10 protein-coding genes are annotated in these 12,763 nt (G+C 58.5%); 5 read left to right on the top strand and 5 right to left on the bottom strand.

The features are described from left to right. Positions 1 to 35: 35 nt before the first annotated feature. The 5 genes from EYC79_RS03310 to EYC79_RS03290 all read right to left on the bottom strand — a co-directional run bounded on the left by EYC79_RS03310 (position 36) and on the right by EYC79_RS03290 (position 7,267). Positions 36 to 1,283, bottom strand: a complete 1,248-nt coding sequence (locus EYC79_RS03310; RefSeq protein ID WP_130977143.1) for an NAD(P)/FAD-dependent oxidoreductase — start codon at positions 1,281 to 1,283, stop codon at positions 36 to 38. A gap of 101 nt (positions 1,284 to 1,384) precedes the next feature. Then, positions 1,385 to 3,013 (bottom strand): ABC transporter ATP-binding protein, encoded by a 1,629-nt coding sequence (locus EYC79_RS03305; RefSeq protein ID WP_130977142.1) that lies wholly within the window; start codon positions 3,011 to 3,013, stop codon positions 1,385 to 1,387. 29 nt (positions 3,014 to 3,042) lie between these two features. Further along, positions 3,043 to 4,155, bottom strand: coding sequence for an ABC transporter permease (locus EYC79_RS03300; RefSeq protein ID WP_245495191.1), 1,113 nt, complete (start codon positions 4,153 to 4,155; stop codon positions 3,043 to 3,045). A gap of 29 nt (positions 4,156 to 4,184) precedes the next feature. Next, positions 4,185 to 5,276 (bottom strand): microcin C ABC transporter permease YejB, encoded by a 1,092-nt coding sequence (locus tag EYC79_RS03295; RefSeq protein ID WP_130977141.1) that lies wholly within the window; start codon positions 5,274 to 5,276, stop codon positions 4,185 to 4,187. Between the two features lie 146 nt (positions 5,277 to 5,422). Further along, positions 5,423 to 7,267 carry an extracellular solute-binding protein gene (locus EYC79_RS03290; protein ID WP_130977140.1) on the bottom strand — a complete coding sequence of 615 codons (1,845 nt, stop codon included), beginning with the start codon at positions 7,265 to 7,267 and terminating at the stop codon, positions 5,423 to 5,425. Positions 7,268 to 7,435: 168 nt separating this feature from the next. Here EYC79_RS03290 and mepA point away from each other — a divergent pair, with 168 nt between their 5' ends. The 5 genes from mepA to dapB all read left to right on the top strand — a co-directional run bounded on the left by mepA (position 7,436) and on the right by dapB (position 12,751). Next, positions 7,436 to 8,485 (top strand): penicillin-insensitive murein endopeptidase, encoded by a 1,050-nt coding sequence (mepA, locus tag EYC79_RS03285; protein ID WP_130977139.1) that lies wholly within the window; start codon positions 7,436 to 7,438, stop codon positions 8,483 to 8,485. Between the two features lie 80 nt (positions 8,486 to 8,565). Continuing rightward, positions 8,566 to 8,949: a methylglyoxal synthase gene (locus tag EYC79_RS03280; RefSeq protein WP_062443089.1), complete on the top strand. Its 384-nt coding sequence runs from the start codon at positions 8,566 to 8,568 to the stop codon at positions 8,947 to 8,949. Between the two features lie 57 nt (positions 8,950 to 9,006). Next, entirely contained in the window at positions 9,007 to 10,023 is a 1,017-nt protein-coding gene (locus EYC79_RS03275; RefSeq protein WP_130977138.1) for a glucokinase, read from the top strand. 98 nt (positions 10,024 to 10,121) lie between these two features. After that, entirely contained in the window at positions 10,122 to 11,906 is a 1,785-nt protein-coding gene (locus EYC79_RS03270) for an ABC transporter ATP-binding protein (protein WP_130977137.1), read from the top strand. A 17-nt stretch (positions 11,907 to 11,923) separates the two neighbouring features. Then, a complete protein-coding gene (dapB, locus tag EYC79_RS03265; RefSeq protein WP_113266355.1) occupies positions 11,924 to 12,751 on the top strand; it encodes a 4-hydroxy-tetrahydrodipicolinate reductase in 828 nt (275 codons plus the stop codon). Positions 12,752 to 12,763 lie beyond the last annotated feature (12 nt).

Here is a 12,763-nt window from a genome sequence, read left to right as displayed (position 1 = left end):
GGGCTTTTGCAGGAAGACCACCCCTAATCGGTGTGTCAGGGGTTGAAGCGCTCCGCGGCGTAGGGTGCGATGGGAACGGCGGGTGTTTCGCCAAGCATTGCTTCAGCCAAAATCCGCCCTGTGATCGGCCCCAGCGTCAGGCCATGATGGGCGTGACCGAAGGCAAACCACAGGCTTTTGTGGCGCGGCGCTATGCCAATGACCGGCATCATATCCGGCGTGCAGGGACGTGCACCCATCCACGGTTCGGCATCCAGCCTGCCACCGAGCGGAAAGATGGTGCGGGCCACGCGCTCCGCCCGATAAAGCTGGACAGGCGATTTCGGCGCATCGCGATCGGCAAATTCCGCACCCGTCGTCAGGCGGATGCCCTTCTTCATCGGTGCCAGGAAATAGCCGCGCTCGGCATCGATCAGCCAGTTGTTGAGCTTCGTTCCATCCTGGGGTGCGTAGTGCATGTGGTAGCCGCGCTTCACTCCCATCAGGAAGCGATAGCCGAGCCGTGTCGTCACGGTATCGGACCACGGACCCAAGGCAACCACGACGCTCTCAGCCTCAATCAGGCCATTCTCCGTCTGGATTTTCCAGCCGGTCGGCGTCTGAGAGAGAGCCGCCGCATCGCCTTTGACGAAGGTGCCGCCGAGACTTTCGAACAGGCGCAGATAGGCCATGGTGAGACTATGCGGGTCGAGTACCGACCACGGGTCGTCCCACTTCAGGCCACCGACGAAATCGTGCGACAGATGCGGCTCTGCTTGTGCCAATTCCTGTTGGGTCAGCTTGGTATGAGAAATGCCGTGATCACGCGCGAGGCGCTCGGCAAAGGCAAAATCGTCGTCCCGCTTGGCCTCCGTTCGGTAAGCCTCCATCCAGCCATTCTTGACGATAAGATCGCCGGCCTTCGCCTCATCGATCAGGATCGAATGCTCGGTAACCGAATGTTCGATCAGCGGCGCGTAGGAACGGGAAATAGCGGCATGCCGTGCCGGTTGCGAGTGATACCAGTAGCGCGCCAGAAACGGTGCGATCTTTGGCATGGCGGCCATGTGATAATGGGCGTCGATGCGGTTGTTGAGCGAGTAGCGCGCCAGCAGTCCCAGATCCTGCGGGAAGCCATAGGGCACGACGCCCTCACGCTGAATGAGCCCGGCATTGCCGAAGGATGTTTCCTCGCCAGGCCCGCGGCGATCGAGCAGCACGACGGATTTTCCGCGTCTTGCCAGTTGAACCGCCACCGAGACCCCAATGATCCCGGCACCCAATACGATCACATCCGCTGCCATTCTCTTCTTCCTCTGCCGTCATCAGACGTTTGAGAAAGATGGCGTTCCCCATCGTCGAACGCAACAGCAAAACCGCCTCACCGCCATTCGCGTGGAGGTCTTTACTCGCTGACGGCAGCGGTCTTGACCGCTTCGATGTTGAAAGCAGCGGCCATCAGCGCACGGGTGTAATCTTCTTTCGGCGCCTCGAAGATCGACTTGGCGGGGCCGCTTTCGACGATCTTTCCGTGGCGCATGACGATCACCTCGTTGGCGAGCGCCTTCACCACCTTGAGGTCGTGGCTAATGAAGAGATAGGCGAGATCATGTTTAGACTGGAGATCGCGCAAGAGATCGACCACCTGCGCCTGCACGCTCATGTCCAGCGCCGATGTGGGCTCATCCAGCATGACAAAGCGCGGTTTCAGCACCATGGCGCGGGCAATGGCGATACGCTGCCGCTGGCCGCCGGAAAATTCATGCGGGTAGCGCCAGCGCGTGGCAGGATCGAGCCCCACTTCTTCCAGTGCGGTCGCGACACGCCGGTCGCGCTCTTCATAGGAGAGCGAGGTTTCATGCACCTTCAGACCTTCGGCAATGATGTCTCCGACAGACATGCGAGGGCTCAGCGACCCATAGGGGTCCTGGAACACCACTTGAAGCCGGTTTCTCAGCGGCTTCATCATGGCATAGGAATAGGCGTCGATGGATTGGCCGATGAAGCTGATCCGGCCCTTCGAGGAGATCAGCCGCGAGAGCGCCAGCCCGAGCGTCGTCTTGCCGGAGCCGGATTCGCCGACCACACCGACCGTCTGGCCCTCGCGAAGAGTGATGTCTATACCGTCCACCGCCTTGACGTGGTCCACGACCTTGCGCATCAGGCCAGCCTTGATCGGGAACCAGACCTTGATGTCGGCACCCTGCATGACCACCGGCTTCTTGTCGTCGGCAGGTGGCGGCTCGCCCTTCGGTTCGGCGGCCAGAAGATGGCGGGTGTAGGCATGTTGGGGATTGGTGAAGACCTGCTCGACGGTGCCCGTCTCGACGATCTTGCCCTTTGTCATGACGCAGACACGATCGGCAAATTTACGCACGATGCCGAGATCGTGGGTGATGAACAGCATCGACATGTGGTGCTGATTCTTCAGCCCGGCCAGCAACTCGAGAATTTGCGCCTGCACCGTCACGTCAAGCGCCGTCGTCGGCTCGTCGGCAATCAGGAGCTTGGGGCGATTGGCGAGCGCCATGGCGATCATCACGCGCTGGCGTTGCCCGCCGGAAAGCTCGTGCGGAAACGCCTTCAGCCGCTTTTCCGGATCGCGAATGCCCACCTGATTGAGTAGCTCCAGAATCCGGGCACGCGCAGGCGCACCGGTGAGAGCCTGGTGCAGTTCCAGAATTTCACCGATCTGCCGCTCGATGCTGTGAAGCGGATTGAGCGAGGTCATCGGCTCCTGGAAGATCATGGTAATATCATTGCCGCGCACCGATCGCAGCTCGCGCATCGGCAGCGTCAGCAGATCCTTGCTCTCGAACAGGATTTGGCCCGATGGATGGCTTGCGGCGGGATAGGGCAAAAGCTTCAGGATGGAGTTGGCCGTCACAGACTTGCCAGAGCCGGATTCGCCGACCAGCGCCAGCACTTCGCCGGGCATGATCTCGAAGGAAACCCGGTCGACGGCGAGACTTTCCTTGCCGCCCTGATGGAAGGCGACGGAGAGGTCTCGGACGGAGAGGAGGGGTGCGGTCATTGTGCCTGCATTTGTTGGAGACATAGCCATCACCGGAACGTCTTGCGCGGATCGAAAGCATCGCGCACCGCTTCTCCGGTAAAGATCAGCAGCGAGAGCATGATCGACATGGTGAAGAAGGCTGTCAGCCCAAGCCACGGCGCCTGGAGATTGTTCTTGCCCTGGGCAATCAGTTCACCCAGCGATGGCGAGCCGGGTGGCATGCCGAAGCCGAGGAAGTCGAGCGATGTCAGCGTCGTGATCGAGCCGGAGAGGATGAAAGGCAGGAAGGTGAGTGTTGCGACCATGGCGTTCGGCAGCAGGTGCCGGAGCATGATGGTGGCATTACCGACACCAAGTGCACGCGCGGCATTCACATATTCGAAATTGCGCGCCCTCAGGAATTCGGCACGCACCACCCCGACGAAGCCGACCCAAGAGAACAACAACATGATGCCGAGCAGCACGAAGAAGCCGGGCGGCAGGATGGCCGCGATGATAAGCAGGATGTAGAGCACCGGCATGGACGACCAGATCTCGATGAAGCGCTGCATCAGAAGATCGGTCCAGCCGCCGAAATAACCTTGGACCGCACCGGCCGTCACACCAACGACGGCCGAGCAGATGGTGAGCGCCAGGCCGAAAAGGACCGATATGCGGAAGCCGTAGATAATACGCGACGTGACGTCGCGCGCCTGGTTATCGGTACCGAGCCAATTGAGATTGCCAAGCGTGCAGCCGGGATCAGCCGCCCCTTGCGGATAGCCGGAGCAACGCTCCTCCTTGGTCATCAACCAGAAGGGCGGCGTGGGTGCGGAATGGGGAATATTGGAATTTACCGTCTGATAGGAATAGCGAATCGGCGGCCAGATCATCCAACCATTGGCGTTGATCTCGTCCTGAATATAGGAGGACTTATAATCGGTCTGAGCCAGGAAGCCGCCGAACTTTTCTTCCGGGTAATCCACCAGAACAGGAACCAGCAACTCGCCCTTGTAGGACGCCAGGATCGGCTTATCATTGGCGATGAACTCGGCGCAAAGGCTGAGGCCGAAAAGCGCGAGGAATATCCAGAAGGACCAGTAGCCGCGGCGGTTCGCCTTGAAGTTCTGCCAACGGCGAATGCTCGTCGGCGAGAAAAAAGGACGTTTCTGCGGTGGCATCGTGTCCGTAACAGGCGTGGAGACAGTCATCACACGTCCCTCCGCTCAAAGTCGATGCGCGGATCGATCCAGGTGTAGATCAGGTCGGAAACCAGACCGACGACGAGACCCATGAGCGAGAAGATGAAGAGAGTACCGAACACGATCGGATAATCACGATTGACGACGGAGAGATAGCCAAGCCGGCCGAGGCCATCCAGCGAGAAGATGTTCTCAATCAACAGCGAACCGGTGAAAAAGGCGGAGATGAAGGCACCGGGAAAACCGGCAATGACGATCAGCATGGCGTTGCGGAAGACGTGGCCGTAGAGAACTTTCCGCTCGGAAAGACCCTTGGCGCGCGCGGTGACCACATATTGCTTCTTGATCTCATCGATGAAGGAGTTCTTGGTGAGCAGCGTCGTGGTGGCAAAGGCCGACAGGACGAGCGCTGTCAGCGGCAATGTCAGATGCCAGAAATAGTCGATGATCTTCTGCCACCATGTCAGGTCGGCAAAATTGTCCGAGGTGAGACCACGCAACGGGAACCAGTCGAAGAAGGAACCGCCAGCGAACAGCACGATCAGCAGAATGCCAAAGAGGAAGCTCGGCACGGCATAACCGATAATGACAATGCCGGACGTCCAGACGTCGAATTTCGAGCCGTCCTCTACCGCCTTCTTGATGCCGAGCGGAATGGATATGGCGTAGGAAATGATCAGAATCCAGAAGCCGAGCGAAATCGACACAGGCATTTTGTCGATGATGAGATCGATGACAGAAGAGTTTCTGAAGAAGCTGTCGCCGAAGTCGAAGCGGATGTAGTTCCACATCATCTCCAGAAAGCGCGTCAGCGGCGGCTTGTCGAAACCGAACTGCTTTTCGAGCTTGGCGATCAACTCCGGATCGAGGCCCTGAGCGCCGCGATATTTCGATCCGCTTTCATCCACACCACCGCCGCCCATGAGGTCGCCGCCGCCGGACAGGCGGTCGGCAGCGCTGTCACCTGAACCGGACAGCTGGGCGATGACCTGTTCGACCGGGCCGCCGGGTGCAAACTGAATGACGAGAAAGGAAATGCCCATGATGCCGATAATCGTCGGGATCATGAGCGCCAGACGCCGGAGAATATAGGCTCCCATTAGAGGTCACGCTCCAGGCAAGCGCGCTCGGCTGTCATCCTTACTGTCAAACCGTTTCCTTTCCCGGCGAGCGGCAGCTTTTGCCCGCCTAATGATTCGTCTTTAGTCATGTGAATCAAGGCTTGGCCTATAAAGCAAGACCAAGCTCATTTTGCCGCACTGGCCGACCACCAGGCCTCGGGGAAGCCGATGCCGTAATAGGGCAGTTCCGTTGGGCGAACGATGGTGTTCCAGTAGGCAACCGTCATCTCGCCACGGTAGAATTGCGGGATGACGTAATTTCCGGCCAGCAGAACCCGATCCAGCGCCTTAACGGCAGCAACCTGGTCCTCACGGCTGGGAGCGAAGATGATCTTGCGGACGATCTTGTCGATCGCAGGATTGCTGATCCCGGCAAAGTTCTTCGAGCCTTGGCGGTTTGCGGCGGCAGAACCCCAGTAATCGGCCTGTTCATTGCCAGGATTGGAGGTCTGAGCCCAGAGATTGACGATCATGTCATAATCGAAGGCGCGTGTGCGATTGGTATATTGCGATGAATCGACGTTTCGAACCGTCGCGTTGATGCCGATTTTCTTGAGGTTTTGTGTGTAGGCCAGAACGACGCGCTCCATGGCGGGCGAATCGACAAGAATTTCGAAATCGAATGGTTGGCCCGTTTTCGCGTTGACCATTCGGTTGCCCCGCAACTCGTAGCCTGCCTCCTTCATAAGCTTGACAGCTTCACGCAGATTGTCGCGCTGCTTGGCCGGATCCCCGCCAACGGGATTGCGATACTCGGTGGTAAAGACCTCCGGCGGCACCTCATCTTTCACTTCGGTCAGAATTTCCAACTCTTTGCCCTGAGGCAAACCGGATGAGGCAAGGTCGCTGCCCATGAAGAAGCTGTTGATCCGCTGATACTGGCCGAAAAACAGTGTCTTGTTCATATCCTCAAAGTCATAGGCCAGGTTCAGCGCTTTGCGGACTCTCGGATCCTTGAACTTGTCGCGGCGTGCGTTCGGCACGAAAGCCTGCATAATACCGACGGAGCGGTAGATGTTGGGGAGTTCCTCGCGCTTGATCCGTCCGTCCTTGACGGCTGGAAAGTCATAGCCGGTTGCCCAGCGACCGGCAGAGTTTTCCTGCCAGAAATCGGTGTTGCCTGCTTTGAAGGCCTGAAACTCCACATCGCGATCGGTGTAGAAGGTGTAGCTGATCGTCTTGAAGTTGTTCATTCCGACATTGACGTTGAGGTTTTTGCCCCAATAATCGTCGCGCAACTCGTAAGTAATCGTGGAGCCCGGAGCCACCGAGGCAATCTTATAGGGGCCGGATCCCATGACTGGCTCCAACGTTCCGCGCGAAATGTCGCGTGGCTTTCCATCCGGACCGTTGGCCTCCCACCAGTGTTTGGGAACAACAAGCAACTGTCCGACGATCTGCGGAAGTTCGCGGTTGTTTTTCTCGTCGAAGGTGAAGGTCACCTCTCGGTCGCCGGTCTTTTCGGCTTTGGTGACGTGCGTGTAGTAGGTTGCGAGTTGCGGATTGAGCTCTTTAGCTTTGTTGAAGCTGAAAACCACATCTTCCGGAGTCACAGGTTTTCCGTCCGCGAATTTGGCTTCGGCGCGCAATCTAAACGTCGCGCTGGACATATCAGCTGGATAGGTCAAGCCTTCCGCAAGGAGGCCGTAGGACGCCGAAAGCTCCTCTTCGGATGACCTCATCAACGTATCGAACACGACCCCAAGACCCGTCGCGGCCTCTCCCTTGGCAAGCAAGGGGTTGAGGGTGTCATAGGTACCTGCTGTCGACAGGCGCAAGGTGCCGCCCTTCGGTGCGTTCGGGTTGACATAATCAAAGCGCTCGAAGCCCTTCGGGTGCTTCAACTCCCCGACGGTCGCAATGCCCACACGCCATTGCCCCTCCTCCTGCGCTTTTGCCCCTGTCGAGGATGCCAAAAGCGACACTGCCATGCCTAAGAGCAGGAGGGATTTTGCGCTTGCCAAAGCCATGGGCGGATGTTCCTTTTTGATGCTTGTTGCGGCGAAGCATAAGCCAAACAATGTCAAAAAATAGAGGCGCCGGCTCACAAGCGGTTTATCCGCAAACATGCTTTCACCAAATTCGCGATCCAGCGTAATATCGGACCATAGAATCAACCGGATCGCAGGCGGCGACGAATGATATTAAAGACAATGGCAGCGCACAGGCTTTCGCTTATCGCTTTTTCGGTCGTCTCGATGATTGGCGCAGATCTCGCGCCAGCCTTTGCGCAAGACCAGCCCGCAAAGCAGGTTTTTGGCCATATCGATCTTCCCTCCGCCGGACCCTCTAAGTCTTATGGCTCCTATGCAAAAGGATGCCAGTCCGGTGCGGTTGCCCTGCCGACGGAAGGCGAAGGTTTTCAGGCCATGCGCCTTTCACGCAACCGGCGCTGGGGCCAGCCGCAGCTCGTTTCCTTCATCGAACGTTTCGCTCAAGACTCCCAGAAAATCGGCTGGCCAGGCCTCCTGATTGGCGACATCTCCCAGCCGCGCGGCGGTCCCATGCTGACCGGTCACGCCTCGCATCAGATCGGGCTAGATGTCGATATCTGGTGGCGCAAGATGCCCGACCACATCATGAGCGCGCAGGAGCGTGAGGATACGCCCTTCATCTCGATGCTCGACAAGAGCAAGTTTCTGACCGTTGACGACCGCAAATGGTCTCCACTCAATGCACGGCTGGTGATGATGGCGGCGAGCTATCCACAGGTGGAGCGCATCTTCGTCAACCCGGCCATCAAGCAGAAGCTTTGCCAAAGCTGGACCGGCGACCGCACTTTCATGGGCAAGATCCGTCCGATTTACGGCCATGACGAGCATTTCCACGTCCGTCTGTCCTGCCCGGCCGGTGCGACAGACTGCAAGCCGCAGGCGGCAGTGGGTCGGGGCGATGGCTGCGACAAGTCGCTTGCCTGGTGGTTTACCAAGGAACCATGGGCGGCGCCGAAGAAGGATCCGAACGCCAAACCGCCGAAGCCGCCAAGACCGATGATGGTGTCGGACTTGCCAAAGGCCTGCGCCGCCATTGCGGTTGCGCCTTCCGCAGGAAGGTTACAGACTGCGGTACAAAGTGCTTACACCACCCCTGCGGCTCCGGCGGCAACCGCCCCCGTTTCCCCCTCGCCTGGCGGACCGGTTCCGCCGGCAGATGTTCCGCGCCCCTCCACACGCCCTTCCATGAATTGATCCCAAGAGGCCCGCTTTTCAAACTTGGAAGAGTTGATATAGAAGGCTTCAAATCGATTTAAAAAACGCGTGGAACGATGATGGATAGCAAACGCTGCGTTGCGCTGATCGCGCATGATCAGAAGAAGGACGACATGGCGGAGTTTGCCCGCGAGCATCAGGATGCGCTGTCGACCTTCCGCATTGTCGCCACGGGAACGACGGGTGGTCGTGTGCAGGATGCCTGTCCCAAGCTCGACGTGATCCGTCTGAAAAGCGGGCCTCTCGGCGGCGATCAGCAGATCGGCGCGATGATTGCGACCGGCGATGTCGACATGCTGATCTTCTTTGTCGATCCGCTGACCTCCATGCCGCATGATGTGGACGTGAAAGCCTTGACACGGCTGGCGACCGTCTACGACATACCGATGGCGCTCAACCGCGCGACGGCGGAGCGACTGATCGACTTTCACATCAACAGATAGGCGCTCTTTGATTCGGCGAGTTCTATCTTCAAAAATCAGGCGGCTTCAGGAGCAGTGATGCCCAATCAGAACGATCATCTTTCCTTTCCGATCCTCATTGGAGATATCGGCGGCACCAATGCCCGTTTCTGCATCCTGCCGGACGCCACATCTGAAGCCGCGCACCTGACCACCGTCAAAACCGCCGACTATCCCTCGATTGATGATGCCATCAAGATCGCGGTTTTGAGCAACAGGGCGATCAAACCGGTCTCGGCGCTCCTTGCCGTCGCCGGACCGATCGAGTCCGACGAGATACCGCTGACCAATTGCCACTGGATCGTCAAACCGAAGGAGATGCTGAGCAATCTCGGCTTGAGCGATGTCGTGGTCGTCAATGACTTCGAAGCGCAGGCTCTGGCGATTGCCGCACTTGACGACGACAATCGCGAGCGTATCGGACCAAACCGCCCGGACATGATGGCGTCGCGCGTGGTGCTAGGTCCTGGCACAGGACTCGGTGTGGGCGGCCTCGTTCGTGCAAGAAACATGTGGTTCCCAGTGCCCGGTGAAGGTGGGCACGTCGATCTTGGGCCACGGACGGAACGGGATCATCAGATTTTTCCGCATCTCGAAGCAATTGAGGGCCGCATTTCTGGCGAGCAGATTCTGTGCGGACGCGGCCTCGTCAATCTCTACCGTGCCATCTGTGCGGCGGATGGCATCGCGCCAAGCTTTTCCGATCCGGCGGATGTCACCGCACATGGTCTTGGCGGATCGAATGCGCAGGCTGAGGAAACACTCTCGCTGTTCAGCACCTATCTCGGGCGCGTCGCCGGAGACATGGCGCTCGTCTTCATGGCGCGTGGCGGGGTCTATCTAGCCGGCGGCATTTCGCAAAAGATCATTCCGGCGCTGAAGCGTCCAGAATTTCGCGCAGGCTTTGAGGACAAGGCGCCGCACAGCGCACTGATGCGCTCCATTCCAACCTACGTCGTGACCCACCCGCAGGCGGCACTTGCCGGTCTGTCCACCTTCGCCAGAACACCTGAGAATTTCGGCGTGACGCTCGAAGGGCGCCGCTGGCAGAGGTGAGCTTCCAAGTTGAGGCTGGTCAAAGCCTGCCCTAATGGATATAGACGCCGCTTGAAAAGGCGGCGCAGCCGCCGGAACATCAAAAGGTGGATGAGCGATTGAAAACCGCCAAGTCACGGGGTCCTGTGGACACCGATACAATTGCTGCAGTTCTTAAGCGTGTCTTTGCCGAGAATGCGCGCGACCATATCAAGGGCTATGTATTGGTCGTCTTCTGCCTGCTCATCGTAGCAGGATCAACGGCGTTCACCGCCTGGATCATGGATTCCATTATCAACGAAGCCTTCGTCAACCGACGCGCTGATCTCGCATTTATGATCTGCGGTGCGATATTTATGGCTTTCTTCCTTCGGGGACTTGCGAGCTACTTCCAATCTGTCGCGCTTTCGAAAATTGGCAACAACATCGTTGCTCGTTATCAGAAGCGTCTTTACTCGCATCTCATGACACTCTCGGTTGGTTATCTGAGCGAATCCCGTTCCGCGCATCTCGCAGCCCAGGTGAGCCAGAACATCGGCGGCATCCGCGACGTCATGAACTTGACCGTCACCTCCGTGGCACGGGATCTTTTGACCTTCATTGCCTTGATCGGCGTGATGATTGTCAAGGACCCGTTCCTCTCGATCATCATCGTCTTCATCGTGCCGCCGCTGGTTCTCGGCCTTCGATACATCTCCAAAAGACTGCGGGAAACGACCAGAGAAGCCATCATCCTTGGAAGTCGTGTTCTCGGGTCCATGCAGGAAACGCTTCAAGGCATCGCGATCGTCAAGGCTTTCACCATGGAAAAGCCACTTGAGGAGCGGGTCTTCGCGACGATCGATGCTTCCGAACGGCGTTCCAATCGTATCGCGCGGTTGTCCGAGCGAACTGCACCTCTGACTGAAACCATCGCCGGAATTGCCGTCTCAAGCGTGCTCGCTTATGCCGCTTACCGCGCGATCTATGACAACGTTCCCCCGGGCGCCTTCTTTGCTTTCGTGACCGCCCTCCTGCTCGCATACGATCCCGCGCGCCGTCTTGCCCGTCTTCAGGTCTCGCTGGAACGTGCCGTGGTGAATGCGCGCATGATCTATGAGATCCTCGACATGGAGCCGGTTCAGCGCGAAAAGCCGAATGCGGTGCCGCTCAAGATCGAAGACGCGACCGTGGAACTTCGCAATGTCGTTTTCTCCTACAAGGATTCCGGTCCTATCCTCAAAGGCGTAAGCTTTGTTGCCGAAGGTGGAAAGACGACCGCCCTCGTCGGACCCTCGGGAGCAGGAAAGTCCACGATCATCAACCTCGTGCCGCGGTTTTACGATCCGACGGGCGGCGAGATCTTGATCGATGGGCAAAACATTGCCGACGTGACGACGCGCTCGGTGCGCCTCAATCTGGCTTACGTTTCGCAGCAGCCCTATCTCTTCGAAGGCACGATCCGCGACAACATCCGCTATGGCCGTCCAGAAGCGACGGATGCCGAGATCGAAGAGGCCGCGAGGCTTGCTTTCGCCCATGACTTCATTCTGGCGCAGCCGTTGGGTTATGACACCCAGGTTGGTGAAAACGGCATGACCCTTTCAGGCGGCCAACGTCAGCGTCTTTCCATCGCGCGCGCTCTGGTCCGCAATGCACCGATCCTTCTACTCGATGAAGCGACGTCTGCGCTCGATACTGAGTCGGAGGCCGTCGTGCAGAAGGCGCTCGATACCGCCATGTCAGGACGCACCGTCATCGTCATTGCCCACCGTCTCTCAACCGTCGTCAAGGCAGACAAGATCGTGGTGATGAATGAGGGGCAGGTTGTCGAAGAAGGAACGCATGAGACGCTTGCGCGGCAGGAGGACGGGCTTTACGCTCGCCTCAACAATCTTCAGGCGACGGGCGTTCGCGGACTTTGAAAGCATAGGGTGACGACATGAGCGGCAACGGCATGAAACTGGTGGTGGTTGGCGCTGCAGGCCGCATGGGACAGACCCTCATCCGTCTCATTCATGAAACGCCCGGCGTCCAACTCCATGCCGCGATCGAGCGGGAGGGCTCACCCTTCGTCGGGCGGGATGCAGGCGAGCTTGCGGGCCTTGGCCCCATCGGCGTTCCCGTCACCAGCGATGCGCTTGCCGCCTTCGTCAACGCTGAAGGGGTTGTCGACTTTACCTCACCGGCCGCGAGTGTGATCTTCTCCGGTCTTGCCGCACAAGCGCGTATCGTCCACGTCATCGGCACGACCGGCTGCTCGGTCGAGGACGAGGAAAAGTTCAAGGCGGCTGCGCGTCATGCACGCGTCGTGAAGTCCGGCAATATGAGCCTGGGCGTCAATCTGCTTTCCGTTCTGACGCGCCAGGCGGCAAAAGCGCTCGGGCCGCAGCAGTGGGACATTGAGGTGCTGGAAATGCATCATAAGCACAAGGTGGACGCACCATCCGGTACGGCCCTTCTGCTTGGCAAAGCCGCAGCACAGGGACGTAACATCGATCTTGCCGAAAACTCCGTCAGGGTGCGCGACGGGCATACCGGTGCACGCCAGGCGGGCACCATTGGTTTTGCAACGCTGCGTGGCGGTTCGGTGGTGGGCGATCACTCCGTGATCTTTGCTGGTGAGGGAGAACAACTGACCTTCTCGCACCATGCGGCGGACCGGAGCATTTTCGGGCGTGGCGCCATCGCCGCCGCACTTTGGGCTTTCGACAAGAAGCCCGGCTTCTATTCCATGCTGGACGTTCTCGGTCTGGCCGACAATTCATAATCAACCTGGAGA

Source organism: Agrobacterium cavarae (genome assembly GCF_004310285.1).
GTDB lineage: Bacteria > Pseudomonadota > Alphaproteobacteria > Rhizobiales > Rhizobiaceae > Agrobacterium > Agrobacterium cavarae.
The sequence above is the reverse complement of the archived record's forward strand: the minus strand, read 5'-3'. Positions and strand labels throughout refer to the sequence as shown.